The organism is Dyella ginsengisoli, from assembly GCF_044904665.1.
Taxonomy (GTDB): domain Bacteria; phylum Pseudomonadota; class Gammaproteobacteria; order Xanthomonadales; family Rhodanobacteraceae; genus Dyella_A; species Dyella_A ginsengisoli.
Window position 1 is genome coordinate 253,410 of sequence record NZ_JADIKM010000004.1, and the last position, 25,557, is coordinate 278,966.

General features: G+C 68.7%; 23 protein-coding genes. 12 read left to right on the top strand and 11 right to left on the bottom strand.

Annotated features, from left to right (window positions below; translation table 11 throughout):
• Positions 1-3: 3 nt before the first annotated feature.
• The 3 genes from ISP17_RS15450 to ISP17_RS15460 form a co-directional block, all read right to left on the bottom strand.
• Positions 4-885, bottom strand: coding sequence for a hypothetical protein (locus ISP17_RS15450; RefSeq protein WP_404634776.1), 882 nt, complete (start codon positions 883-885; stop codon positions 4-6).
• Between the two features lie 92 nt (positions 886-977).
• Positions 978-2,126 (bottom strand): DUF1615 domain-containing protein, encoded by a 1,149-nt coding sequence (locus tag ISP17_RS15455; protein ID WP_404634778.1) that lies wholly within the window; start codon positions 2,124-2,126, stop codon positions 978-980.
• A gap of 76 nt (positions 2,127-2,202) precedes the next feature.
• Entirely contained in the window at positions 2,203-3,324 is a 1,122-nt protein-coding gene (locus tag ISP17_RS15460) for a PilT/PilU family type 4a pilus ATPase (RefSeq protein ID WP_404634922.1), read from the bottom strand.
• 79 nt (positions 3,325-3,403) lie between these two features.
• Between ISP17_RS15460 and ISP17_RS15465 the strand changes: the two genes are divergently transcribed.
• The 8 genes from ISP17_RS15465 (at position 3,404) to ISP17_RS15500 (ending at position 13,922) form a co-directional block, all read left to right on the top strand.
• Positions 3,404-4,195: an SAM-dependent methyltransferase gene (locus tag ISP17_RS15465; RefSeq protein WP_404634780.1), complete on the top strand. Its 792-nt coding sequence runs from the start codon at positions 3,404-3,406 to the stop codon at positions 4,193-4,195.
• Between the two features lie 163 nt (positions 4,196-4,358).
• Positions 4,359-4,628, top strand: coding sequence for a hypothetical protein (locus ISP17_RS15470; protein WP_404634782.1), 270 nt, complete (start codon positions 4,359-4,361; stop codon positions 4,626-4,628).
• 200 nt (positions 4,629-4,828) lie between these two features.
• Complete coding sequence (locus tag ISP17_RS15475; protein WP_404634784.1) at positions 4,829-6,448, top strand: sensor domain-containing diguanylate cyclase; 1,620 nt, start codon at positions 4,829-4,831, stop codon at positions 6,446-6,448.
• Between the two features lie 81 nt (positions 6,449-6,529).
• Positions 6,530-8,542, top strand: coding sequence for a GGDEF domain-containing protein (locus ISP17_RS15480; RefSeq protein ID WP_404634786.1), 2,013 nt, complete (start codon positions 6,530-6,532; stop codon positions 8,540-8,542).
• Positions 8,543-8,617: 75 nt separating this feature from the next.
• Positions 8,618-9,904, top strand: coding sequence for an MFS transporter (locus ISP17_RS15485; RefSeq protein WP_404634788.1), 1,287 nt, complete (start codon positions 8,618-8,620; stop codon positions 9,902-9,904).
• Between the two features lie 175 nt (positions 9,905-10,079).
• Positions 10,080-10,346: a DksA/TraR family C4-type zinc finger protein gene (locus ISP17_RS15490; protein WP_404634790.1), complete on the top strand. Its 267-nt coding sequence runs from the start codon at positions 10,080-10,082 to the stop codon at positions 10,344-10,346.
• Between the two features lie 312 nt (positions 10,347-10,658).
• Positions 10,659-13,043 (top strand): beta-glucosidase BglX, encoded by a 2,385-nt coding sequence (gene bglX, locus ISP17_RS15495; protein WP_404634792.1) that lies wholly within the window; start codon positions 10,659-10,661, stop codon positions 13,041-13,043.
• 132 nt (positions 13,044-13,175) lie between these two features.
• Positions 13,176-13,922, top strand: coding sequence for a hypothetical protein (locus ISP17_RS15500; protein ID WP_404634794.1), 747 nt, complete (start codon positions 13,176-13,178; stop codon positions 13,920-13,922).
• On the opposite strand, the gene ISP17_RS15505 is transcribed toward ISP17_RS15500, so the two are convergent.
• Positions 13,906-14,364, bottom strand: coding sequence for a TspO/MBR family protein (locus ISP17_RS15505; protein WP_404634796.1), 459 nt, complete (start codon positions 14,362-14,364; stop codon positions 13,906-13,908). The genes ISP17_RS15500 and ISP17_RS15505 overlap by 17 nt on opposite strands.
• A gap of 466 nt (positions 14,365-14,830) precedes the next feature.
• On the opposite strand from ISP17_RS15505, the gene ISP17_RS15510 reads away from it, so the two are divergent.
• Both ISP17_RS15510 and ISP17_RS15515 read left to right on the top strand, forming a co-directional pair.
• Positions 14,831-16,399, top strand: a complete 1,569-nt coding sequence (locus ISP17_RS15510) for a carbohydrate-binding protein (protein WP_404634798.1) — start codon at positions 14,831-14,833, stop codon at positions 16,397-16,399.
• Between the two features lie 136 nt (positions 16,400-16,535).
• Positions 16,536-17,462 (top strand): DMT family transporter, encoded by a 927-nt coding sequence (locus tag ISP17_RS15515; RefSeq protein WP_404634800.1) that lies wholly within the window; start codon positions 16,536-16,538, stop codon positions 17,460-17,462.
• On the opposite strand, the gene ISP17_RS15520 is transcribed toward ISP17_RS15515, so the two are convergent.
• Positions 17,419-17,823: a DUF5329 family protein gene (locus ISP17_RS15520; protein ID WP_404634802.1), complete on the bottom strand. Its 405-nt coding sequence runs from the start codon at positions 17,821-17,823 to the stop codon at positions 17,419-17,421. The two genes, ISP17_RS15515 and ISP17_RS15520, sit on opposite strands and share 44 nt — an antisense overlap.
• 14 nt (positions 17,824-17,837) lie before the next feature.
• A complete protein-coding gene (locus tag ISP17_RS15525) occupies positions 17,838-19,412 on the bottom strand; it encodes a phospholipase D family protein (protein WP_404634804.1) in 1,575 nt (524 codons plus the stop codon).
• 161 nt (positions 19,413-19,573) lie between these two features.
• On the opposite strand from ISP17_RS15525, the gene panE reads away from it, so the two are divergent.
• Together panE and ISP17_RS15535 are read left to right on the top strand one after the other, a co-directional pair.
• Positions 19,574-20,518 (top strand): 2-dehydropantoate 2-reductase, encoded by a 945-nt coding sequence (panE, locus tag ISP17_RS15530; protein ID WP_404634806.1) that lies wholly within the window; start codon positions 19,574-19,576, stop codon positions 20,516-20,518.
• A gap of 41 nt (positions 20,519-20,559) precedes the next feature.
• On the top strand, positions 20,560-20,904 hold the full coding sequence (locus ISP17_RS15535) for a zinc ribbon domain-containing protein YjdM (protein ID WP_404634808.1): 345 nt from the start codon (positions 20,560-20,562) through the stop codon (positions 20,902-20,904).
• 24 nt (positions 20,905-20,928) lie between these two features.
• Here the strand turns inward: ISP17_RS15535 and ISP17_RS15540 are convergent, their stop codons facing one another.
• The 5 genes from ISP17_RS15540 to ISP17_RS15560 form a co-directional block, all read right to left on the bottom strand.
• Positions 20,929-21,465: a cytochrome b gene (locus ISP17_RS15540; protein ID WP_404634810.1), complete on the bottom strand. Its 537-nt coding sequence runs from the start codon at positions 21,463-21,465 to the stop codon at positions 20,929-20,931.
• Between the two features lie 16 nt (positions 21,466-21,481).
• The gene (locus tag ISP17_RS15545; protein ID WP_404634812.1) at positions 21,482-22,522 is read right to left on the bottom strand and encodes a cytochrome-c peroxidase; all 1,041 of its coding nucleotides are present in this window, start codon (positions 22,520-22,522) and stop codon (positions 21,482-21,484) included.
• Positions 22,523-22,557: 35 nt separating this feature from the next.
• The gene (locus ISP17_RS15550) at positions 22,558-23,127 is read right to left on the bottom strand and encodes a hypothetical protein (RefSeq protein WP_404634814.1); all 570 of its coding nucleotides are present in this window, start codon (positions 23,125-23,127) and stop codon (positions 22,558-22,560) included.
• 100 nt (positions 23,128-23,227) lie between these two features.
• Positions 23,228-24,622: a diguanylate cyclase domain-containing protein gene (locus tag ISP17_RS15555; RefSeq protein ID WP_404634816.1), complete on the bottom strand. Its 1,395-nt coding sequence runs from the start codon at positions 24,620-24,622 to the stop codon at positions 23,228-23,230.
• A gap of 110 nt (positions 24,623-24,732) precedes the next feature.
• Complete coding sequence (locus tag ISP17_RS15560) at positions 24,733-25,542, bottom strand: alpha/beta hydrolase (protein WP_404634818.1); 810 nt, start codon at positions 25,540-25,542, stop codon at positions 24,733-24,735.
• Positions 25,543-25,557 lie beyond the last annotated feature (15 nt).

Sequence of the window (25,557 nt, forward strand, 5' to 3'; positions counted from 1 at the left end):
CGGTCACTGCGCCGTGACGGCCGGCAAGGGTGTCGCCGGTGCTGCGGCCTTGCCGGTGAACTGCGCACCCTCCACGTCGGCGGCGTGCCAGCCGCGGTCGCGATCCATCCCGGTGGTGTGCCACTCGTGTGCGGGGATCTGGATGGGGCCGCGCACGCGCTCGTCGAAGCGCACCGGCAGGGTGAACGGACCGAGCTTGCGGTAGGCCAGGAAAGTGGTGTCGACGTGCGCGCCCTGGGTGGTCTCGAAGCCGTTGAGGGTGAGGTGCACGCGATAAAGCAGGTGCGTCTGCGGGTGGATCCACAGCACCACCTGGTCGTTCGCCGCCTCGCCGAAGCCCGGCGACAGCGTGGCCAGCAGCCGGTAGTAGCGCTGGCCGTCTTCCACCGCATCGGGCAGGCGGCTCATCGCGGTGGCGCGCGCCTTGATGAAGCTGGGGCCGAAGTGGAACAGCGCGAAGGCGTCGTTGGTCAGCGCGGTGGCACGGAGCTTCACCGGGTCGGTCTCGCGCACGCCGTTGTAGTAGACGGCGATGCCCGCGGGCGTGCTGATCACCTGCTTGTCGCCCAGCGGACCGTGGTGGTGCACCGCGTACAGGCCGTCGCGCGGGCGGTAGCGCTCCTCGGAGGTGACGCGGAAGCCGGCGTCGCTGATTACCGGCTGGATGCGCTGGATCAGCGTGTGCCAGTGGCCGTCGGTGGCGAGGTCGAGATCGCCGGGATAGTTGCGCATGTCGCCGCCGTGCGCGGCGAGGCAGTCATCGAAGATGCGCGCCGCGGTGAGGCCGTCGTCGAACCGCGCATCGGGCGTGGCCGTGGGAAAGCGCGTGCAGCCGGCGAGCAGCACGAGCACGGCCAGGATCAAGAAACGGAACAGACGGCGCATGGCAGGGACTCCGCAAGCGGGAGGCACAGCCTAACGCGATGCGTCGACAGGCTCCTGCGGGCAGCCTGCGGCGCGATGGCGCGGTGATCGTGTCAGCGCATCCGCGCCATGCAGCTACGGTAGCGGCTGTCCACGCGCTGGGCGAACCACGCGGTGGTGAGCTTGCGGGTGATCTTGGGGCTTTCCAGCCGGATCGTTGGCAGCATCGCGCGCGGCAGCGGCCGACCGTTGAGGCGGTCGGCCAGGGCGAACACGGCGGCGTAGGTGTGGGTGTCCGCAAAGGCGGCGGTTTCGCCCTTGGCCAGGTCGCGGTGGACCTCACCCGGGCTCAGGTCCAGCCGCTCGGCGAGCGTACGCACGGCCAGCTCGGTCTGGCCGCGCGCGCCCCACTCGCCGTAGCTGACCAGGTCGCCGTCGAGGTCCAGCGGGATGCCGGAGGCGCGCGTCACCGCGTTCTGGAACGCCGCGTTGCGGCTGGCGTAGAAGCCGGCGTTGTAGTCGGCGAAGCGGTACAGCGGCGTGGGGTAGTCGGCGGCGTAGCCGAGCAGGTGGGCGATGCCGAAATACAGCCCGCCGCGGCGGCTGAACACCTCGTGGCGGATCGAACCGTCGACCGGATAGGGATATTCGTGCTCGCGCGCGTACTGTTCGGCGAAATCCACGCTCACCTGCATCGGCCCGCCCGTGTGGATGGGATTGGCGTCGCCGAACAGCCGCTTGCCCAGCGGCACCATGCCGATGAAATCCTCGTAGACGCGGCTCAGCTCGCGCTCGGTGCGCACCGTTTCGATGCGGTCGGCGTAGCTGCGGCCGTCCGGCCCGTGCAGCGCCAGCGCGCCGCGCACCAGCAGCTGCGGGACGTGGTGCTCGGCGGCGCGACGGTCGATCTCCGCGCGGGCGATGCGGCCCAGCCCGGGCACGGCGGGATCGGACTGGAAATTCGACTCCTGTCCGGCCACTGCGATCACGGCGCAGAGGTTGCTGCGGCTGGGCTCGATCTGCTGGGCGGCGAGCGCCGCGGTGATGTCGCGCGCCCAGCCGGCACGGTCATCGGTACCGCCGGGCAGCACGCGCATGATGCGGGCCTGGACCTTGGCCGGATCCTGCCCCGGCGACTCCACCTGTTGGGCGGCGCAGCCGGCCACCAGCGCGATCAGTGCGCCCAGCCAGAACCGCCGCCGGTTGCGGACGGCGGGGCAGGGCGAGGCGGCGGCGGTGGCAGTGGCGACGGCGTGGTTCATGCAGTCCGGGTCAGGCGGCAACGGCGCGCATGATCGTGCACGCACGATGTCGCCAGCTTGAACGACGCGCGTCCGCTCAATGCCCGAGCCCGTCGATGCGCGCGCTGTCCAGGTCGTGGTGCGAGGCGTTCTGCGGCTCGGGCCCCTGCAGGCGGATGCGCAGGGCCAGGTCGGTCTGCGAGTCGGCGTGCTCGATCGCCTCCGCGTAGCTGATGCGCCCGGCGGCGTAGAGCCGGTAAAGCGACTCGTCGAAGGTGAGCATGCCGTGCTCCAGGCTCTGCTTCATCGCCTCCTTGATGGTGTAGATCTCGCCCTTCTCGATCAGGTCGGCCACGTAAGGGGTGGACAGCAGGATCTCCACGGCCGGCACGCGCTTGCCCTCCACGCTGCGCAGCAGGCGCTGCGATACCACGCCCTTGAGGTTGAGCGAGAGGTCGATCAACAGCTGGTGGCGGGCCGCATCGGGGAAGAAATTGATGATGCGGTCCAGCGTCTGGTTCGCGTTGTTGGCGTGCAAAGTGGACAGGCACAAGTGGCCGGTTTCGGCATAGGCGATGGCCGCCTGCATCGTTTCGCGATCGCGGATCTCGCCGATCATGATCACGTCCGGCGCCTGGCGCATGGCGTTCTTCAGCGCGCTGGCGTAGCTCAGCGTGTCCAGCCCCACTTCGCGCTGGTCCACCATCGACTGCTTGTGTGTGTGCAGGTACTCGATCGGCTCCTCCACCGTGAGCATGTGGCCGGTCTTGTGCGCGTTGCGGTAGTCGATCATCGAGGCCAGCGTGGTCGACTTGCCCGAGCCGGTGGAGCCCACCACCAGGATCAGCCCGCGCGGCTGCATGATCAGCTCGCGCAGGATCGGCGGCAGATTGAGCGACTCTATCGAGGGAATCTCGCTGGTGATGTAGCGCACCGCCAGCGCCACGTGTCCGCGCTGGCGATAGATGTTGACGCGGAAGCGGCCGGCGTCGGCCAGGCCGATGGCGAGGTTCATCTCCATCGTGGCCTCGAACTCGCGTTGCTGCTTGTCGTTCATCACCGAGTAGGCGAGGTCGCGCACGGTCTCGGCCGACAGCGGCGTCTCGCTCAGGTGGCGGGTTTCGCCGTCGATCTTGATGTTCGGCGGGGCGCCCACCGAAAAGAACAGGTCGGAGGCCTTCTTCTCGGCCATCCCGTGCAGGAACTGCGTCAGCTCGATTGCCATGCGCGACCTCCCCGGTGGATGGTGCATGCTACTGCGCCCGCCGCTTCCGGCGGGAAGGGCAGGGGGAGCCACCGTGGACGAACACAAAGCCGGCAGCCTGGCCTGCGTGGGCGTGGGGATGATGCTGGGCGCGCACCTGACGCCGCGGGCGCGCAGCCACATCCAGCAGGCGGACGTGGTGTTCGTGCTGGTCGCCGACGCGCTGATGGAGGAGTGGGTGCGCCGGATGAATCCCGACGTGCGCAGCCTGCAGCCGTTCTATCGCGAGGGCAGCTCGCGCATGCGCAGCTACCGGGGCATGGTCGAGGCGATGCTGGCCGAAGTGCGCGCCGGCAAGCGGGTGTGCGGGGCGTTCTATGGGCATCCGGGCGTGTTTGCGTGGGTGCCGCACAAGGCCATCGAAACGGCACGCGGCGAGGGTTATCCGGCGCGGATGGAAGGAGGCATTTCCGCCGAGGATTGCCTGTATGCCGATCTGGGCATCGATCCAGGCAAGACGGGGTGCCAGCACTACGAAGCCACGCAGTTCATGCTGTACCGCCGCCGCGTGGACACGGCCGCCTGGCTGGTGCTGTGGCAGGTTGGCCTGGCGGGCGATCGTTCGCTGAAGCATTTCTCCACCGGTGACGCGCATCGCCAGGTGCTGGTGGACGTCCTGGCCGAACACTATCCGCTCGACCACGAGGTGCTCGTCTACCGTGCGTCGTCGCTTGCGGTCGACCGGTTTCGGGCCGACCGCATGGTACTGGCCGCGCTTCCGCACGCCGTGCTGACTCCCAGCGACACCCTGGTGGTGCCGCCGGCGATGGCCATGGAAAAGAACGAGGCCGTCATCGCCCGCCTTGCCGCGCTGGATGCTGCCTGATGGCTGGCGTCACCCGGTAAATGCTGGGTTCGGAGCGTGTTTGTGCATCGCGGATATCCCTGACGGCCCCCTGTTGATTAAAGCTATGATCCGGTGATGCCGATTTGTCTTCGGCTGGCGTGTGTTGCTGGCGTGGCGCATTTTCCCGGGGGGAAGTTTCACGATGGACGTCATTGATGCACTCGAGCATCTGGGTGAAGCGGCTTGCTGGAATGTCGCCCAGGCATCGGGTGCCGAGTCAGGCCGTGCATCGGCCGTGCATGCATCCATAGCCTCCGTGTCGGCCTCGGTTTGGGATGTCGCAATGTTGCGCGCGCTGGAAGGCGAGCGTCTGCATGTAAATGTCACGCCGGCCGAAGAAGACGAAGAAGGCGACGAAGACACTCCTGAGAAAGAGGGCGTGTCCGCGCGGGATCGACATCCGGCCGGATGATCCAGGACGCAGGGAGCGGGCGGATCACCATGGACATCGGCTGGCGCCAGACAGGGCAGAGGATTTTTCGCGGGCTTGCCCTGATCTTTCTGCTGACTGCGGTTTGCCCGTCCCTGAACGCCGCATCGGACTCGGCGCCACGCGCTGTCGCACAGCTTGAACAAGCCGAGGCGCTGCGGCTCACCGACCACGCCGCGTTCATGCGGCTGCTCCGCACCATGGATGCCGGGCAGGCGGCGATGACCGCGGACCAGCGCTGGCACCTCAAGTACCTGCACGGCTGGCAGGACGATTACCAGGGCGATCATGCATCCGCCGTCACCCTGTTCCGGCAGATCCTTGCCCAATGCCCAGACGCGAAGCTACGCTTTCGCGCCCGCGCCACCCTGATCAATTCGCTCAACACCACGCGCCAGTTCGAACCTGCCTATCGCGAGCTGGATCAGCTGATGCGCGATCTCCCCGGCATCACAGATCCCGCCGTGCGTTACCAGGGGTTGGCTGAAGCTTCGATGTTGCTCAACCTTGCGGGGCAGTCCGATCTGGCCGAGCAGTTGGCGCGGCAGATGTTCCAGACAATACCGCCGGGCCAGAGCATCTGCCTTGCCCAGGTCCGGCTGCTGGACGCGCTGGTTCTGGCGGCCCGCATCAAGGCGGACGATCCGGCCTTCCCGCAGGGGATCGAGGCCTGCCTCAAGGATCATCAGGTGCTTCTTTCCGACCTGATCCGCATCCAGCACGTCGATGCGCTGGTGCGGGAAGGTCGCATGGTGGAGGCCTTGCACCAGCTGCTGACGTTCCATGACGAGGTGCTCGGGCTCGGCTATGCCCAGTTCACCGTGGACTGGGATTCCACCCTGGCCAGCGCCCTGTACCGCACCGGCAGATATGCCGAAGCGGCCCGCTATGCCAGCGAGGGCTTGCCGAAGCGTCCGTGGGAGAACCCCAGCGGCGCGATTGCCAAGGCATACCGTGTGCTCTACCGCGTGGCCAAGCAGCAGGGCGACATGGCCACCGCGCTTGCGTGGCACGAGAAATACATGGATGCGGAAAAGCGCCAGCTCGACGCTGCCAGCGCATCGTCGCTGGCTTACCAGCGCGTCCGGCAGGAGGTGGCGGCCAAGGAACGCGAGTTGAAGGGATCCACCGACGAGAACCGCATCCTGCAGCTGCAGCAGGCGTTGGATCGCAAGGCGGTGGAGACCAGCCGGCTCTACATTGCGCTGCTGATCGTGGCGCTTGCATCGGTAGGATTCTGGCTGTTCCGGCTCAGCCGCTCGCACCAGCGCTACATGCGAATGGCGCGCCACGACGGCCTCACCGGCATCTTCAACCGCCAGCATTTCGTGGAGCAGGCCGAACGCATGCTGGCCTCGGCCCAGCGCGAAGGGAGTCACCTGTGCCTGCTGCTGATGGATCTGGATCACTTCAAGCTGATCAACGATGCCCACGGGCACGGCTTCGGTGATCTGGTGCTCAAGCGCGCCGTGGCGGTGTGCCACGACCATCTGCGCAAGAACGACATCTTCGGCCGTCTCGGCGGGGAGGAATTCGGCATCCTGTTGCCGGATTGCACGCTGGCCAACGTGAGCGCGCGGGCCGAAGCCATCCGCATCACCATCGCGGAAACCTCCGACGACGAGGACACGCGCGGCGTGATGATTTCCGCCAGCCTGGGCGTGGCGTCCACCGAGCACGCCGGGTACGACCTGCAGCAGCTGATGGCCGATGCGGACCATGCGCTGTATCGCGCCAAGCGGGGTGGCCGCAATCGCGTCGTGCTCGATGTAGTGGAGCTCGGCGAACGGGCCGCGAGCTGACCACCACCCCGCTCCGCTTCCGAACGCTTTCGGATCGATCACGCCGCAGAGCCACAAGTTTTCCATCGACCGGCCGATAGTGTGGGGCAGCCGGCGCCTGTTCGACCTCTCGCAATCCGGAACCCACTGCTCCATGCTCGGACGGGGCCGGGGGCGGCACTGTGGCGAATTGTCGAACGACGGCGAGCCGCGCGGGCAGGACAGGGCAGGTGCGACATGGATCCAGCGAACGATTCCAAGCGGGCACTTCAGCCAAGCGCCGGGCGTCCTCGCAGTCGAGTCGATGCCGCAGGCAGGGGATCCCCGGCGGGACATCCCCGGTTGCCACGGCCGATGTGGGTGCTGGCGGCGGCACTGGCGTGTGCGACGCCGACGCATGCGCAAACCACCGTCCCCGCGACTGAACTCATCGCCCGTGCCGAGCAGCAGCGGACCGCCGACAACGCCGGGTTCCGCGCCAGCCTGGCGCAACTGGATGCTTCCCGGCAGGCGCTGACCGAGCCGCAGAAGTGGCACCTGCGCTATCTGCACGCCTGGCAACAGGATTTCGGCGGCGACATCGAGGGTGCCCAGCGCAACCTGCGCGAGATCATCGCGCAGGCGCCCGATCCGCTGATCCGCTTCCGCGCCCGCACCACACTGCTCAACACGATGGCGCTGACCCGGCACTACGAGGACGCCTACCGCGAGCTGGACCTGCTGATGCAGGAGATGCCGCAGGTGCAAGACCTGGCAGCGCGCTTTCAGGCCTTGGCCGAGGCGGCACAATTGATGACGGCGGCGGGGCAATACGATCTCTCGCTGCGTTTCGTCGATCAGATGCTCGCCAATCGTCCGCCCGGCGCAGGCCTCTGCCGCGCACGTTTCAATGCCGAACATGCCCGATACCGCCGCGGTGGGTTGAAGTCCAACGATGCAGGTTTTGCGGAAGCGATCGGTCTGTGCGAGGCGGAGGGGGAGACGGGCTTCGCCAACCAATTGCGTTGCGACATTGCCGAGATGCTGATCAGCCAGCACGAGGCCGCCGCTGCCATTGTCCTGCTGCGTCGCCACCTGCCCGAAGTGGAGCGCTTCGGCTACAAGCGGCAGATGGCACATTTCAAGGCGCTCCTCGCCCAGGCATTGCTGGCCGAAGGGCAGTGGGGAGCGGCGCGAAGCAGCGCGCTGGCCGCCATCGACGACGGCCGTGGGGACGGCATCAGCGAGCCGCTGGCCATCGCCTACCAGGTGCTTTACGCCGTGGCGCACCGCGCGGGCAACGACACCGAGGCGCTGGCCTGGTACCAGAAATACAGCGAGGCGGAGCGGGCTTACCTCGATGACGCCAGCGCGCAGGCACAGGCTTATCAGCGCGTGCATCTGCGGCTGGCCGAGCGCCGGCGCGAAGCGGAGGCGCTGGGCAGCCGCAACCGCATCCTGCAGTTGCAACAGTCGCTGGATCGCAAGGCGATGCAGGCGAGCGGGCTGTTGATCGCACTGCTGCTCACGCTGCTGGCGTCGGTAGCGTTCTGGGTGTTTCGCCTGAAGCGCTCGCAGCGGCGATTCATGCGGCTGGCGCGCCACGACGGGCTCACCGGCATCTTCAATCGCCAGCATTTCGTCGAGTGTGCGGAGGAGGTGCTGGCGGCGGCCTCGCTGCGGCACGAGCCCGCTTGCCTGATCCTGTTCGATCTGGACCATTTCAAGCAGATCAACGACGCGCACGGCCATCTGGTCGGCGACAGGGTGCTGCGCCGCACGGCCGAGGTATGCCGACAGCAGCTGCGGCGGAACGACATCTTCGGCCGGCTCGGCGGCGAGGAGTTCGGCATCCTGCTGCCGGGCTGTGCGGTGGATACGGTGATGGCGCGCGCCGAAGCGATCCGCGCCGCGATCGCCAGCACGTCCGACGAACGGGACCTGCGCGACGTGACGGTATCGGCCAGCCTGGGCATCGCCGGGACCCGCGATGCGGGTTACGACCTGCGCCAGCTGATGGCCGACGCCGACGACGCCCTGTACCGGGCCAAGCATGCCGGCCGCAACCAGGTGGTGATCGCCAGCCCGTTCTGCGACGAGCCGGAGTCGGCCGGGGCAGTCTCGCCGGCTCGGTAGCTCATCGTCGGCACGCGCGTATGCCGCCGGGCACTCTGGCAGAATCGGACGTCCATCCGTCCAAAGGGAATGCCCATGCCTCGTGCCGAATCCGCGCCGGCCACGTCGACCCGCCGCGTGCTGTTCGCCAGCCTGATCGGCACCACCATCGAGTTTTTCGATTTCTACATCTACGCCACCGCGGCGGTGCTGGTATTTCCGGCGCTGTTTTTCCCCTCGTCGGATGCCACCTCGGCGACGCTGCAGTCGCTGGCCACGTTCGCGCTGGCGTTCTTCGCGCGGCCGGTGGGCTCGGCGGTGTTCGGCCACTTCGGCGACCGCATCGGGCGCAAGGCCACGCTGGTGGCCGCCTTGCTGACGATGGGCATCTCCACGGTCACCATCGGAGTGCTGCCCACCTACGCCAGCATCGGCGTGGCGGCACCGGCGCTGTTGGCGCTGTGCCGATTCGGGCAAGGGCTGGGGCTGGGCGGCGAGTGGGGCGGGGCGGTGCTGCTGGCGATCGAGAACGCGCCGCCGGGCAAGCGCGCGTGGTTCGGCATGTTTCCGCAGCTCGGCGCGCCGATCGGTTTCTTCCTCTCCACCGGCCTGTTCCTGTGGCTGACCCAGGGCATCGGCGAGGCGGCGTTCCTCGCCTGGGGCTGGCGGGTGCCGTTCCTGGCCAGCGCGGTGCTGGTGGCAGTGGGCCTGTGGATGCGCCTGAAGCTGCACGAGACGCCCGCCTTCGCCCGTGCCATGGAGCATCACGAGCGCGAGCGGCTGCCGATGCTGGCGGTGGTGACGCGCCACACGCGCGCGCTGATCGCCGGCACCTTCGTGGCGCTGGCGACCTTCGTGCTGTTCTACCTGATGACCGTGTTCAGCCTCAGCTGGGCCACCAGCCGCCTGGGCTACTCGCGCGAGGAGTTCCTGCTGCTGCAGATGGTGGGCGTGCTGTTTTTCGCGGTGACGATTCCGCTGTCGGCGTGGCTGGCGGACCGCCGCGGCGCGCGCTTCATGATGGTGCTGTCCACCGTGCTGATCCTGGCGTTCGGTCTGGTTTTCGCGCCGCTGTTCGCCGCCGGCAGCGCGCCGCGGGTGCTGCTGTTCCTCGCGTTGGGGCTGGGCGTGATGGGGCTGACCTACGGGCCGCTGGGCACCGTGCTGGCGCGGCTGTTTCCGGTGCCGGTGCGCTATACCGGCGCGTCGCTGGCGTTCAACCTGGCCGGCATCTTCGGTGCCTCGCTGGCGCCGTATCTGGCGACGTGGCTGGCGGCTCACCACGGGCTGGCGTCGGTGGGCTATTACCTCGCCGGCTCGGCGCTGCTGACCCTGCTCGCGTTGTGGGCGATGCCGGCCGCTGCGCCCGACGCGCAGGCTTGAACGACCCTCGCTGCAGCGTCACCAGGGAGGCGGCGGCCGAGGATGGCGCCGCGTCGCCGCCCGGTGCCATGCGCTTGCGATGCGCACTGTGCGGCACCATCTTTGGATCACAGGGTGAGTTTCATTCGGCCCTCCGCCGGCAGGCGGGGCCGGAAACGCGATACGGAGACAGGCCATGGCAACCGGTTGGGCCGGCGACGGCGCCGTACAGGACCAGATCGACGCGACGGTGAGCGATGCCGTGCAGCGTGCGCGCCAGCAGCTGCGCCACGGCCCCGGGCTGGAGCGCTGCGAAGAGTGCGATGCGCCGATTCCCGCCGCGCGGCGCAAGGCCGTGCCCGGCGTACGGCTGTGCGTGACCTGCCAGGCCGCGCACGACGACGACCAGCGCGCCGCCGGCCTGTACAACCGGCGCGGCAGCAAGGACAGCCAGCTGCGCTGAGCGCCTGCGAATCATCCCCTCCAGCACCACGGAGACAGGGATCTCGACGCGTGGCGCGCGAATCATGATTTCAGCCATCCCCTCTCACGGAGATCCGACCCCTGCCGTAAGGGTCTCGCGTTGCGCTCACCGCGTTGCACACCCGGCGCCGGGACTCTCGCAAGGCGTGCAGGCGACCGCGGTCCGCTCTCGGGGAGCGGTCGCACGCCATATTGCAGCGCGCATTTACGCAGCGGTACGTAAACGTTTACATTCCCGCGGTCCCTGATCCGGGCGACGGCTCGCCGACGCCCGCTACCCCGCGGAGAATCGATGAACTTCCAGCCCCGATCCGGCTCGCGCCCCCGTTCCCTGCTCCTGTGCGCCGCCGTCGCGCTCGCCGTGGCCGGAGTCGCCGTCGCCGCGCCCGCCGATGCCCCCGCAACTGTCGCCCCGTCCAACGCCCAGCTGGCCTCGCCGCAGATCGAGCGCAAGGTCGACGCGCTGCTGGCGAAGATGACCTTGGCCGAGAAGATCGGCCAGCTGATGCAGTACAACGACCAGGGCTCCTCGGCACCCACCGCGGCCGATGCGGGCGCGGCCATTGCCGTGAATCCCGAGACGCGCGACCACGTCGATGCCTACGATCTCGCGAAGAAGGGCGAGCTGGGCTCCATGCTCAACGTGATCGGCGCCGACAAGACCCGCCGCTTCCAGGAGGCGGCGATGCACAGCCGCCTGGGCATCCCGATCCTGTTCGGTGCCGACGTCATCCACGGCTATCGCACCATCTATCCGGTGCCGCTGGGCCTGTCCGCCTCGTGGGATCCGCAGCTGGTGCAGGACGTCTCGCACATGTCCGCGGTGGAGGCCACCACGGGCGGTGTGAAGTGGTTCTACTCGCCGATGGTGGATATCTCGCGTGACGCGCGCTGGGGGCGCTCCACCGAGGGCGCGGGCGAGGACGCCTTCCTGGGCTCTGCGATGGCGCGCGCGTATATCCGTGGCTACCAGGGCACCGACCTGTCCAGGCCCGATAGCGTGGCCGCCTCGGTCAAGCATTTCGCCGCCTATGGCGCCGCCGAGGCGGGGCGCGAATACAACACCACCGACATGTCCGACATCCGCCTGCGCCAGATCTACCTGCCGCCGTACAAGGCCGCGGTGGAAGCGGGCGCGGCCACGATGATGAGCTCGTTCAACGCACTCAACGGCGTGCCGGCCACCGCCGATCCGTACCTGATGACCGACATCCTGCGCAAGGAATGGGGCTTCGACGGCTTCGTGGTCAGCGACTACACCGCGATCATGGAGCTGACCCACCACGGCATCGCGCTGGACGCCGCCACCGCCACCAAGAAGGCGCTGGAGGCCGGGGTGGAAGTGGACATGATGAGCCACTTCTACGACACCCAGATCCCGAAGCTGCTGAAGGAAGGCAAGCTGTCGATGGCCACCGTGGACGAGGCCGTGCGCCGAGTGCTGCGGGTGAAATTCGCGCTCGGCCTGTTCGAGCATCCCTACGCGCGCGGCACCGAGGTGACCCAGGCGGTGGACGCGCACCGCCCGCTGGCGCGCCGTGCGGCGGAGGAGTCGTTCGTGCTGCTGAAGAACGGCGGCGCGGGCCAGGCTCCGTTGCTGCCGTTGTCGTCCTCCGTGAAGAAGCTCGCCCTGATCGGCCCGCTGGCTGACGACGCCAGCGAGATGCAGGGCGCCTGGGGCGGCGCGCAGCATCTGCCCGACGTGGTCACCCTGCGCGGCGGCCTGGCCGCGCGCATGAAGAAGCTCGGCGGCGAGTTGCTGTACGCCAAGGGCACCGATGTGCTGACCGACTCGCAGGCCGGCTTCGCGGCGGCCAAGCAGGCCGCCGCCCAGGCCGACGTGGTGGTGATGGCGCTGGGCGAGTCCTCCAGCATGAGTGGCGAGGCGGGCTCGCGGGCGCACCTGGACCTGCCGGGCAACCAGCAGCAATTGCTCGAAGCCATCGTCGCCACCGGCAAGCCGGTGGTGCTGCTGGCGTTCTCCGGCCGCCCGCTGGTGCTCGACTGGGCCGACCAGCACGTGGGCGCGATCATGGAAACCTGGTTCCCCGGCACCGAGGCCGGCAACGCCGTGGCCAACGTGCTGTTCGGCGACGTGGCGCCCAGCGGCAAGCTGACCATGAGCTTTCCTCGCGCAGTGGGCCAGGAGCCGCTGTACTACAACCAGTTCCCGACCGGCCGTCCCGCGGGCGACGCCGACCTGAGCAAGCCGCCGGCCGGCGACACGCGCTTCATCTCGCGCTACATCGACGTGCCCAACAGCGCGCTGTACCCGTTCGGCTACGGCCTCAGCTACACCACGTTCGACTACTCCGGCGTGCAGCTCTCGCGCAAGCGCGTGCCGCTGGCCGAGGCCAATCGCTCCGGTGCGAAGGATCTGGTCACCGTCACCGCCACGGTGAAGAACACCGGAAAGCGTGCCGGCACCGAGGTGGTGCAGCTGTACGTGCGCAACCTCGGCGCCAGCGTGGAGCAGCCGGTGCGCAGCCTGCAGGGCTTCCAGCGGGTGACGCTGAAGGCGGGCGAGTCGAGGCAGGTGACGTTCAAGCTGGGCTTCCCGGAGCTGTCGTTCTACAACGTGAAGAGCCAGCCGGTGGTCGAGCCCACGCACTACACCGTGTGGGTGGGCGGCAGCTCGCTGGCCACGCAGCAGGCGGACTTCGACGTCACGCCCTGAAGCGTCGGGCGGATGGCGGCGTGTCCGTCATCCGCTTGCCTGGCGCAGTGATCAGCGCACCAGCTTTCGGCACTTCGGGGCGTGTGGCGGGTCGGCTAGATTGCCGGCCTTGGTCACTCACGGGTTTGCGACATGAGCCGAAAGCACTGGCTGCACGCGATGTGCGCCCTTTTCATCGCCGTGGCCGGCGCCGTCCGGGCGGGAGGCGCCGATTCGCGTCCCGCCGAAGTGGTGGTGCTGTCCACCTTGCACCAGCTGCACGCGCAGGTGCCGGGTTACTCGTTCGACCGCCTGCGCGAGGTGCTCGAGCAGCTGCATCCGGACGTGCTGTGCCTGGAAGTGCGCGCCGACAAGCTCGCCGCCCGTGCGCCGGAGAGCACCAAACAGGAATACCCGAAGGTCATCTACCCGCTGCTGGCGCGCGGACACTACGTGGTGGTGGCGATGGAGCCGTCCGAGCCTGAGTACGGCGCGATCCTGCGCCCCTACCTCCAGGCCAACACGACGTTCCAGGCTGCCGGCGGTGCCGCGGTGGCCGCGCTGGGCGCCTATTCGGACGCCACCTATGCGGCGCTCAAGACCCACTGGCGTGATGCCGCTGCCGTCAACGACGCCACGACCGACGACATGCTGCGCGCCAAGCACGCGTTCCAGCAGGCGGCGATCGGTGCCGGCGAGCGCGAGGGCTGGGAGCGCTGGAACCGGCATTTCCTGGCGGTGATCGAGCAGGCGGCGGCAGAGCACCCGGGGCAGCGCATCGTGGTCACGGTCGGCGTGGAGCACGGTTACTGGCTGCGCGGACACCTGGCTGCCGTGCCCGGCATCCGCCTGCTGGATACCGCCGTGCTGCTCTCGCCGGCGCTCACGCGCCCGGATTGAGCTGCCACAGCGCCGCGTTGAGCACGGTGGCGAAGCTCACCCAGGCGATGTACGGCACCATCATCCAGCCGGCCGCGCGATCGCGGCGGAAGAACGCCACGGTGGTGGCGACGATCAGCGCGAGCAGGACCACGATGTCCACCAGCGCCACGGCGAGCAGGTGGCGGCCGAAGAACAGCCACGACCACGCCGCGTTCAGCACCAGCTGAGCCAGCCACAGGCCGGTGGCCGCGTCGATGCCGGATTTGCGCCACGCGCGCCACGCGGCCACCGCCATCAGCAGGTAGAGCGCGCTCCATACCGGAGCAAACACGCTGTTGGGCGGGTTGAACGAGGGCTTGGTCAGCGCGGCGTACCAGTCGCCGGGAGGGAACCGGCTGCCCACGAAGCCGGCGGCAAACGCCAGCAGCACGAACACTCCCAGTGACATCCACTTGCGCATCGGTCGCTCCCTCGCACCAGAAGTGGTCGAGGCTAGCGGCGATGCGGGGGGGCCACAAGCCAATGGCGCAACCGTCGAGACGCCGCTCGCGATCTTGATAGACATCGTTGTCATCATGCCTGCCGATGTAGCCACCTGGGGAGCGCATCGAGCGCTTGGCTGGCAACGGGTCCGTGCTGTTGGTCGCGACCCGACAGGGTTCGGTCCATCCGTCCAGTTCCTTGGGAATCCTCGTCTATCTTCCTGCCTCATGTGCGGTCGCATCAATCACGCGAGCCGTCACAGTTTGGAAAAAGTCTGATAGACAACGTTGTCATTCAAGTCGTATCAAGGGCCGGTTCGCAGCATCCACAAGCGGTAGCTGCACGGACGCACCGGCGACGTATCCCCACCGGCCGACAGGACGCGGCCGCGACAACGCCCGACAACCACCCGTAGCGATGTATCCATCAGGAGAACGACTCAAATGAATGTGAAGCGATCGGTTTCGTGGTCCCGTCTGGCGCTCGGTGTGCTGGGCAGCCTGGGCGGCTCGGCCATGTCGGTGGGCCTGCTTGCGGCCGCGCCCGTCACGGTGCACGCGCAGATGGTGGCGTCGTGCGCCGCGCCCTGGAGCGCCGGCACGGCGTATTCCGGCGGCGCCACCGTCAGCGAGAACAGTGTCAACTACACGGCCAACTGGTGGACCCAGGGCGATGACCCGGCCACCCACAGCGGTCCGTCCGGCTCGGGTCAGCCGTGGACCTCGCAGGGCAGTTGCGGCGACACCAGCGGCTCCGGCGGCAGCACGGGCGGTACCGGCGGCACCGGCACCTCGGGATCCACCTGCGCACTCGCGTGGAGTGCGGGCACCGTGTACACGGGCGGCCAGACGGCCAGCGAAAACGGCATCAATTACGTGGCCAACTGGTGGACCCAGGGCGACGATCCGGCCACCCACAACGGCCCCACCGGCTCGGCGCAGCCGTGGACCTCGCAGGGCAGCTGCGACGGCTCGGGCAGCGGCGGCACAGGCGGCACAGGCGGTACGGGTGGAACCGGCGGCACCGGTGGCACCGGCACGCCGCCGCCCGCACCGGACAGCCTGCTGTTCAGTCCGTACAAGGATGTCACGATCAACATGGACTGGAACACCAACACCATGCGCAGCGCGGCCGCCACCGGTTCGCCGATTCCCGTGGTTGGCAGCAACAGCCTGGTGTCGAACTACGTGCCCAACCTCGGCGCGATCACCCTCGCGTTCGCCTCGGGCGAGTGCGGCAGCGAAAGCTGGGGCGGCATCCCGGGAGCCAACTTCGCCAGCGCCAACGTGCAGGCGCTGGCCGATGCGGGGGTGAACTACGTGGTGTCCACCGGCGGCCAGGCCGGCAGCTTCACCTGCGGCTCGACGGCGGGCATGGCGCAGTTCATCGGCCGCTACAACAGCGCGCATCTGGTGGGCGTGGACTTCGACATCGAAGGAGGCCAGACCCAGACGCAGATCAACAACCTCGTCGCCGGTGCAGTCTATGCGCAGAGCCTGTACCCGAACCTGCGCTTCTCCTTCACGCTGGCCACGCTGGCCGCCTCCGACGGCAGCTACGGCGGCCTCAACAGCGTGGGCGACATGGTGGTGCGCTCGGTGCTGGCGTCCTCGCTGCAGCACTACACCATCAACCTGATGGTGATGGACTTCGGTGGTCCCAGCCCCGGCGTGTGCGTGGTGTCCGGCGGCGTGTGCGACATGGGCCAGTCGGCGATCCAGGCGGTGACCAACCTGAAGCACACCTACGGCGTGCCGGCCAACCACATCGAACTCACCCCGATGATCGGCCTCAACGATGTCACCAGTGAAACCTTCACCGCGGCCGATGTGGACACGGTGACGGCGTATGCGGTGAACGCGGGGCTGGTGGGCGTGCACTTCTGGTCGCTGGACCGCGACACGCCGTGCGCCGGCGGCAGCAACGGCTACGCCTCGCCGGTGTGCAACTCGATCGACGGTACCACCTCGCTGGAATACACCCAGCGCTTCCTGCACGACCTGGGACGCTGATCGGCTGACGGCTGGACCGAGCATGCCCGGCCCGCCGGCCGGGCATGCTCGCTTCGCGGCTTCGACCAAGGCCGTGTCGACAGCCGGCCGCCGCGCTCGCTAGCGTGTTGGCCATGCCTCTCGTCCGCACCCGCCGATGACTCGCGCCACGCCCGGCCACGCCAGCGTGGACGCCGGATTCTACGCGACCCTGCTCGGCGCCACCTTCCTGATGGGTTCGAGCTTCATCGCCGGCAAGATCCTGCTCGGCCTCGGCGTGCCGGCAATCCTGCTGGTGGGCTGGCGGTTCCTGCTGGCGGCGATCGCCACGCTGCCGCTGCTGGCGATGGCGCGCGTTCCGCTGCGCGCGCAGCTGTGGCCGCCGGCGATGGCGCCGCGGCAGGCATGGGTGGTCGGCGCGATCGGGCTGCTGCAGACGGCGGCGGTGATGGGGCTGCTGTTTGTCGGCATGCGCAGCATCCCGGCCGCGGCGGCAGCGATCCTGCTGTTCAGCAATCCGATCTGGGTGGCTTTGCTTGGACGGCTGTTCCTGCACGAATCGCTGGGGCCGATGCGCGTGGCGGGCCTGATACTGGGCATGCTCGGCGTGGCGCTGGCGATCGGGCCGGGCGCCTTGCTCACGGGCCAGCGCGAGGCCTTGTTCGGCGAGCTGTGCTGTCTGGCATCGGCGGTGTGCTGGGCGGTGGCCACCACCATCAACAAGCGCGCAGCGCTGCCGATCGGCGGATTGGCGCTCAATTTCTGGCAGATGCTGATCGGCGCGCTGGTGCTGCTGGCGCTGGCCTACACAGGCGGCGAACGATGGCCGGCGGATGTCGGTGCGCGCGCGTGGCTGTGGTTCGCGTGGCTGGCGGTGCCGGCGTCCACCGGGTCGTTCGGGCTGTGGTTCGTGGCGCTGCGTCGCGGCGGCGCCACCCACGCCAGCGGCTGGCTATTCCTGGCGCCGCTGTTCGCCGTGCTGCTGTCGTTCGCCGTGCTGCACACCACCCTGTCTCCGCTGCAGCTGTTTGGCGGCGTGCTTATCGGCGTGGGCTTGTGGTTGGTGAACCGGGTGCGAGGCTGACGGGAGCGTCGTGCCAGGCGAACAGCCGCGCGCGCAGCCAGTCCGCCACCGTTTCGACGTGGCCATCGGCGAAGCGGATCGTGTATGGCTTGCCCGACATCGACGAGCCGGTGGCACACAGCCGGATGAAGTCGTCGGCGCTGCGCACGCGATCGCCGGCGTAATGCCGCTTCAGTTCGAGGTGATGCACCGCCGCGGCGGCGTGGTAGGCGCTGCCGTTGCGGATGAATTGCGCGCCCTTGAGTTGCGCCACGGACTGGATCAAGTAGTCGATCTTGCGCTGCTCGACCGCAGGGGGCGATTGGGCCAGCGCAGTGAACGTGACGAGCAGCAGCACCGCAACCAGCATGAGACGGACCATGATCGGGCGGCGCCTCACAGCAGGCTCTCCACCGGCAGCAGCTTGATCAAGCCCACCTCGGCCTTGCGGCCGGTGGTGGCGTCGGGGTCGCTGTCGTGGGTGACCAGTTGGCCGCCTTCGTCGCCCTGCCAGCGCAGCCCGGCATCGGCCGCCGGCTTGCCGGGATCGAGCATCACGCGCCAGGCACTGGTGGGCTTGGTGGCGTCGTCGAAGTAGCGCTCCACGGCGGCGGCCAGCGGCGCGTTGTCGACGATGATGCCCATCTCGGTGTTGAGCAGCTTGGAGCGCTCGTCCATGTTCATCGAGCCGATGAACACCTCGTGCGAATCCACCACGATGGCCTTGGCGTGCAGGCTCACGCCGGAGGATTTGCCGGCATCGGTGGCGGGCTGCTTGGCGCCCGGCGCGGGACGCAGTTCATACAACTGCACGCCACCACGCAGCAGCGGCAGCCGGTAGCGCGAGTAGCCCGCATGCACGGCCGGCTCGTCGGTGGAGGCCAGCGAATTGGTCAACACCTGCACGCGCACGCCGCGTGCCGCCAGGCCGGCGAGGAACGCGGTGCCCTCGTCGCCGGGGATGAAGTACGGCGAGATCAGCCGCACGTCGCGCCGCGCGCCGTCGAGCATGGCCTTGATGTCGGGGCCGATGCGCAGGCTGGGATCGTCCTCGTCGGCGTCGATCTTGGCCGGCTGGTCAGCCACCAAGGTGGCCTTGCCCCAGAACCACTTGCCCGGGCGATCGCCGGACGGACCGTGCGGCAGCTGCTCCAGCGTGGCCTGGGCGTAGTCGCTCTGCGCGAACTTGCGCGCATCCTTGCCCAGCTGCTGGCGCAGCGTGGCCAGTTCCAGGTGGCCGGGATGCTTGCCGCTGAAGGCTTTCACCGGATAGGCGGCGTCGCAGTTCCAGTATTCGTCGAAGGCCTGCGAGGCCTGGCGCACCACCGGACCGATCGCGATCAGGTCCAGGTCGCGAAAGTGCGTGCTGTCGCCGGCGTCGAAATAGTCGTCGCCGATGTTGCGCCCGCCGACGATGGCCACCGTGTTGTCCGCGATGAACGACTTGTTGTGCATGCGGTGGTTGAGCCGGCTGCCGTCGAGCACGAACTGCGCGGCCTTGCCCAGGCCGGTGCGCGCGCGCGTGCCGAATGGGTTGAATAGGCGCACTTCAATGTTGGGGTGCGAGTCGAGCGCGTCGAGCATGTCGACCTGGCCGTCGACATTGATGTCGTCCAGCAGCAGCCGGACGCGCACGCCGCGATCGGCCGCGGCGAGCAGGCGCTGCGCCACCAGCCGGCCGGTCGCATCGTTGGCGAAGATGTAGTACTGCAGGTCCAGCGTGTGCTCGGCATGGTCGGCCAGCGCCACGCGGCTCATCAGCGCGTTGGTGCTGAAGGTGAGCAGGCGGAAGCCGGACAGCTCGTCGTGCCTGGCCACCTCGCGATGCACGTAGCGTGTGCTGGGCGTGTCCACCTTCGGCGGCAGCGCGGTGGTGTGCGCCTTGGGGAAGTCCTTGCGCAGCGTGGCGCAGCCGGCGAGGGTGAGCGCGGCCAGCAGTGCCAGGGCGGTTCGGTACCAACGTGCGGGCATGGGGAACTCCGACGGAAACATTGCAGCGAATTGACGGTGCGCAGGCGTGCGTCACGCATGAGTGAAAAGGGCGTCACGCGGCTGGCCAGCGTTTATGCTGGTATCCCCACGCTGCCCGGTGCGGCGTTTTCCCCTCGATCCGCAACGGAGCGCGAATGACGATGCGCATGTTGGTTCTCGGCGCCGGTGGTACCGGCGGCTATTTCGGCGGACGCCTGGCCCAGGCCGGCGTCGATGTCACCTTCCTGGTACGGGAGGCGCGCGCCAGCCAGCTTACCCGAGACGGCCTGGTGATCCGCAGTCCGCTGGGCGACGCGCAGTTTCCGGTGGCGCATCTGGTAGCCAGCGAGCTGGCCACGGCGGCGGCCGAGCGGCCGTTCGACCTGGTGCTGCTCAGCTGCAAGGCCTACGACCTGGACAGCTCGATCGAGGCCATCGCGCCGGCGATGGGCGAGGGCACTGCCGTGCTGCCCATCCTCAACGGCCTGCGCCACTATGCGGCACTGGATGCGCGCTTTGGCGCCCCGCGCGTGCTCGGCGGGCTGTGCTTCATCAGTGCAACGAAGGGCGAGCAGGGCGAGGTGCTGCACCTGGGCAAACCGGCCTCGGTGACGTTCGGCGAACGCGACGGCCACGCCCGGAGCGCGCGATGCGAGGCGCTTGCCGCCGCGTTCGCCGCGGCCGCGGTGGACCATCGCCATTCGCCGGACATCGCGCAGGACCTGTGGATCAAGTTCACCTTTCTCACCACGCTGGCGGCCGCCACCTGCCTGATGCGCGCGAGCATCGGCACCATCGTGGCCGCCGAGGGCGGGCAGGCCTTCATCGGGGCGATGTACGACGAATGCGTGGCGGTTGCCGCCGCGGCGGGCCAACCGATCCCGCGCGAGGCGCAGGACAACGCGCGGCGCATGCTCACCCAGGCCGGTTCCACCGTGACCGCCTCGATGCTGCGTGATCTGGAATCGGGCCAGCGCATCGAGGGTGCGCACATCGTCGGCGACATGCGTCAGCGCGCTCACGCGGCCGGACAGGCCGCGCCGCTGCTGGATCTGGCCTGGGTACACCTGCAGGCTTACGAGGGGCGTCGTACCGGCCGAGCGTAGCGACCGCTTATACTTGCCCGCCCACTGGCCGAGTCGCCCCGATGTTCGATCTCCCCGCGTGTCCGCGTTGCGGCATGGAAAACACCTATCCGGACGGCGCCAGCTGGATCTGTCCCGACTGCGGCCACGAGTGGCCGCTGCAGTCCGACGGGGCCGCGGAAGAGCAGGCGGTGGTGGTGCGCGACGTCAACGGCCAGGCGCTGAGCGACGGCGACACGGTGCTGGTGATCAAGGATCTGAAGGTGAAAGGCTCCTCGATTCCGCTCAAGCAGGGCACGGTGATCCGCAACATCCGCCTGGTGGATGGCGACGCGGAGCACATCGAGGGCAGCTCGGAGAAGATCAAGGGGCTGGTGCTCAAGACCTGCTTCCTGCGCAAGGCCTGAGCGTCGCACCCGGCTGCGGCGAGTTCAAAGCATCCGGCGCAGCGTGTTGTCGCGTTTCACCACGTGGTGCCACAGCGCGGCCGCCACGTGGAGGCCGATCACCCAGTAGAAGATCTCGCCGAGCAACTCGTGCAGTTCCTCCACCACCTCGCGCGCAGCGGGGTCGGCATGCACCAGCATCGGCAGCGCTACGCCCGACCACGGCAGGGTGACCGCTTCGCCCGCGTAGTTCACCGAGAGGATGCCGAGGATCGGCTCCCCCAGCAGGAACAGGTACAGCGCCGCGTGCGTGATGCCTGCCGCCAGCACGGTGAGGCGGCCGGGCGCGGGGACGATGGGCGGTCGATGGCCGCGCGCCATGCCGACCACGCGCACCACCAGCAGGGCCAGCACCGCCAGCCCGGCGAGGTAGTGGCCCTGCATGGCCAGCGCGGGTGTGCCGCCGCGCTCGTCGTCCTCCCCCAGCTCCACCAGCAAGTAGGCGGCCGCGATGGCGAGCACGGTGAGCCAGTGGGCGAGCCGGACGGTGATGGAGTAGCGGCTGCGCGCAATCGTGCTCATCGTGCAGGCCCCTGCCTCAGGGCTTGGGCTGCGGCGTCGCGGCCACGCTGGGCGGCAGCACCGGCAGCGTGACCTGCGGCTGCTCGGCGGTGAGGCTGCCGAGGAACGCCGTGATGCGATCGATCTCCGCATCAGTGAGCTGTGCGCCGAGCTGGCTGCTGCCCATCACGGCCACCGCCTGGCGCAGATCCCACACCTTGCCCGAGTGGAAGTACGGCGGTGTCAGTGCCACGTTGCGCAGCGACGGCACGCGGAACACGTAGGCATCGCTCACCGTCTTGGTCACCGCGAAGCGGCCGCGGTCGCCGGGCGGCAGGATCTCAGCGCCGGGGCGCTCCACCACGCCGAATGGCGCGTACATGGCGCCGCCCACGTTGATGCCCGCGTGGCACGCCGCGCAGCCCTTGCCGATGAACAGCGCCAGGCCCTCGGTCTGGGTGGTATCGAGTGCGGCGACATCGCCCTTGAGGTAGCGGTCGAACGGCGCGTTCGGGGTGATCAAGGTCGCTTCGAACAGGGCGATGGCGCGGCGGATGTTGTCGAAGGTGATCGCCTCGCCGCTACCGGGAAAGGCCTTGGCGAATTCCGGCCCGTAGCCTGGAATGGCGCGCAGCTGCTCCACCGCGTGAGCCTCGGTAGTGTCCATCTCCACCGGGTTGACCAGCGGCCCGCCGGCCTGCTGCTCGAGGTCCTTGGCGCGGCCGTCCCAGAACTGGGCGACGTCGAACACCGCGTTGTACACCGTGGGTGCGTTGCGACCACCGCGCTGCCAGCGGTGGCCGATCGAGGTCTCCTGCAGGTCCACCCCGCCCAGGCCGATCATGTGGCAGGAATTGCAGCTGATCGCGTGGCTCTGGGACAGGCGCGGGTCGAAGTACAGCATCTTGCCCAGCGCCACGCGTTCGGCCGTCGCCGGATTGCCCGGCAGGGCGGGCGGCGACGAAGGGATGGGCTTGAACAGTTGCTGCGCCTGCTTCTGCAGGTCCGACTGCGACCACGCCGGCGCAGCCAGCGCGCTGGCCAGCGACAGCGATGCGATGAGGAAGAGTGGTCGCATGGTGCTGCTCCTGTGGTGTGAGGTCGATGCGCGGATCAGTGGCCGTCGCTCTGGTCTCCAGAGCTGCGCTCGCGCTGCTCCTGCTCGGTCTGCTCGCGGGTCGGCGTGCCTTGGCCGGACGATGACGGCGTGCCTTGCTGCGTGCGTTCGCGGGTTTCCTGCTCGGTCTGCTCGCGTACGCGCTGCGTGGCCGGATCCTGGCCCATGCCGCCGCGCGCGCCCTGGGCCGGTGGGCTGTCGGGGAGTTTCACGCCGCGCTCCTGCGCACGCTGCTGCATTTCCTCGTGATGCTGGGTACGGAACGCCTCGCGCTCCTGTTCGGTCTTGAGGCTGCGCATCTTCTTCCGGTAGGCGCTGCGTTCGGAGGAGGTCATCAGCTGCGAGCCGTAGATGGTGTCGCGGTCGCGGTCGCGCAGGCGGTCACGATCGTACAGGCGGTCCTGATCGTGCAGCCGATCCTGGTCATGCAGCCGATCGCGCTGCACGTCGCCTCGTCCCGCACCGCCGGTGGCCGGGCGGCCGTGCTGTGCCGCGAAGAGGGTGGATGACGGCAGGCTCCCCGCCAGGGTCAGGGCAGCGAGGACAAACACGGTGGGGTAGCGCATGACGGCATCTCCGGGGCAACTGAGGTGGGGGTCACCAGACTTGCGCGCGGAATGCGGGATCGAGTTGATCCTCGTCAACGGGAGCGCTGTTGCCGCGGCGTCAGGCGCCGGCAGGGGGTGGTGTGGTGGACATCAGCAGGCGGTTGCCGCCGCGGCGCTTGGCGGCGTACATCGCGTCATCGGCCAGCTTGAGCAGGGCATCTTCGCTGTCGCCATGGTCCGGATAGAGCGCGATGCCGATGCTGGCCGACACCGTGGCCGGGCGGCCGTCCAGCTCGAACGGCCGGTGCAGCTCGCGGCGGATCTTCTCGGCAACCGCCATGGCGTCTTCCGGCTTGACGATACGCGGCAGCAGTACGGCGAATTCGTCGCCACCCAGCCGGCCGACGGTGTCCGATTCGCGCACGCAACTGCCGAGCCGGCGCGCGACTTCGCACAGCAGGAGGTCGCCTGCGGCGTGGCCCAGCTGGTCGTTGATTTCCTTGAAGCGATCCAGATCCAGATACAGCATCGCCACGCGCTCCAGGTCGCGTCGCGCTCGGGTCAGCGCATTCTGCAGGCGGTCGCGGAACAGCGCGCGGTTGGGCAGGTCGGTGAGGTGGTCGTAGCGCGCCATGTGGTTGAGGCGCGCCTCGATCTGCTTGCGCTCGATCGCCGCCGCCACCTGGGTGGAGACGAACTGGAGCAGATGCGTGTCGTCATCGCTGTAGGTGACGTCGCCGGTGTAGCTCTGCACCACCAGCGCGCCGATCACCCCGCGCTGGGCGATCAGCGGCACGCCCAGCCAGGCCAGCGGCGCATGGCCGATGGGCCGCCGCGCCATGATCGCGCGCACGCGCTCGTTGGCGGTGGAGACATCGTCCGAGCGCAGCAGCAGCGGCTCGCCGCTGCGCACCACCTCGGCACTCAGTGTGCCGGAGTCGAGCGGGCGCGGGTCCGGGGCTGCATCGAAGTCGTCCACGAAGTAGGGAAAGCTCAGTTCGTCCCGCTCGGCGTCGTACAGCGCCACGAAGAAATTCCGCGCAGGCAGCAACCCGGCGATGATCTGGTGCACGCGCTGGAACAACGCGCCGAGGTCGGCGGTGGTATGCGCGGCCTCGGAGATGGCATAGAGCGCCGCCTGCATCGACTCGGCGCGCTTGCGCCCGGTGATGTCGCGCGCCACGGCTACGCGCACGCCGTCCTGCGCCGACCAGCGCGCGGTCCACATCAGGTCGACCACGCGGCCATCCTTGCGCACGTAGCGGTTCTCGAAATAGCCCGGCGCCCCGCTGGTCACCAGCTGCTGCGCGTGCAGCAGCGTGCGCTCGCGGTCATCCGGATGCATGAACTCGGACATGTGGCGGCCGATCATCTCCTCGGGCCGATAGCCGAAGATGCGCTCGCTGGCGGCGCTGATGAACACGATCTCGGTGTCCGCGCGCACGACGCAGATCGCGTCGACCAACAGGTCGATCACGTTGGCGAGCGGAACCGGACAGGGATCAGGGGTCATCGGAAGCAACTGGTGGCAGGGAGGTGGGGATGCCGGGACTCAAGCATGTTCCGTGCCGGTGCGAAGCGGTCCAGCGTGACAGGTTATCGGCGGGCGTGTATTGATCGGGGTCAGCGGGATGACGCGTGCCGTCCGTTACTGCCGCTGGCGGCACCCGCGGCGTGGGGCCCCGGGTGCGGCGGGCCGGCGCGTTCCAGCAGCGCCCTGGTCGCGGATCGCCACAGCGTCCAGTTGTGGTGACCCGGCAGCATGATCACGTGGTCGGCCGGCAATCGCGGGCTCATCAGCTCGATCGATGCCCGGAACCGCTCGCTGTCGCCGTAGGCCAGCCAGGTGGTGCGGGTGCGCCCGGGATGGTTCGACCAGTCCTTGAGGTAGCGCCAAAGCTCGCGCTGGAAGGTGGATGGGCCGATCGGCTGCACCGGGCCGGGCTGCCAGGTGTCCAGCCCGCCGGCGTCGCGGATCTCGCGGTGGATGGCGCCGTCGCCAAGGTACGGCGATATCAGCAGCAGGCCGTCCGCCTCGCCCGGGTAGGCCCGGTCGTACAGCAGGGCGCCCAAGCCACCGAGCGAGATGCCGGCCAGCAACACCTGGCGGTAGCGGCCTCGCGCCGGCGTCATGATCTCGTCATGCAGGCGGGGAATGGCCCGGTCCTGCCGGTAATACGGCATGGTCAGCCCGGTCAGCATCACGTCGGCGTCCGGCCACTGCTGCTGAATCAGCTGCGCAATGCCCGTGCGGGTCAGCGAATCGAGGCTGTCGCCACGCCCGGGCAGCACCACCACCAGCCGGGTCGCCGGCGTCGGCGCCGGGACCAGGGTGGTGGGAATCGGCAGGCGCGGATCACCGCCGGCGACACAGCCGCCCAGCCACAGGGCGAACAGCGCGACGAGACAAAACAGCAGGCGACGCGGATGCATGAGGGCTCCTTGCCT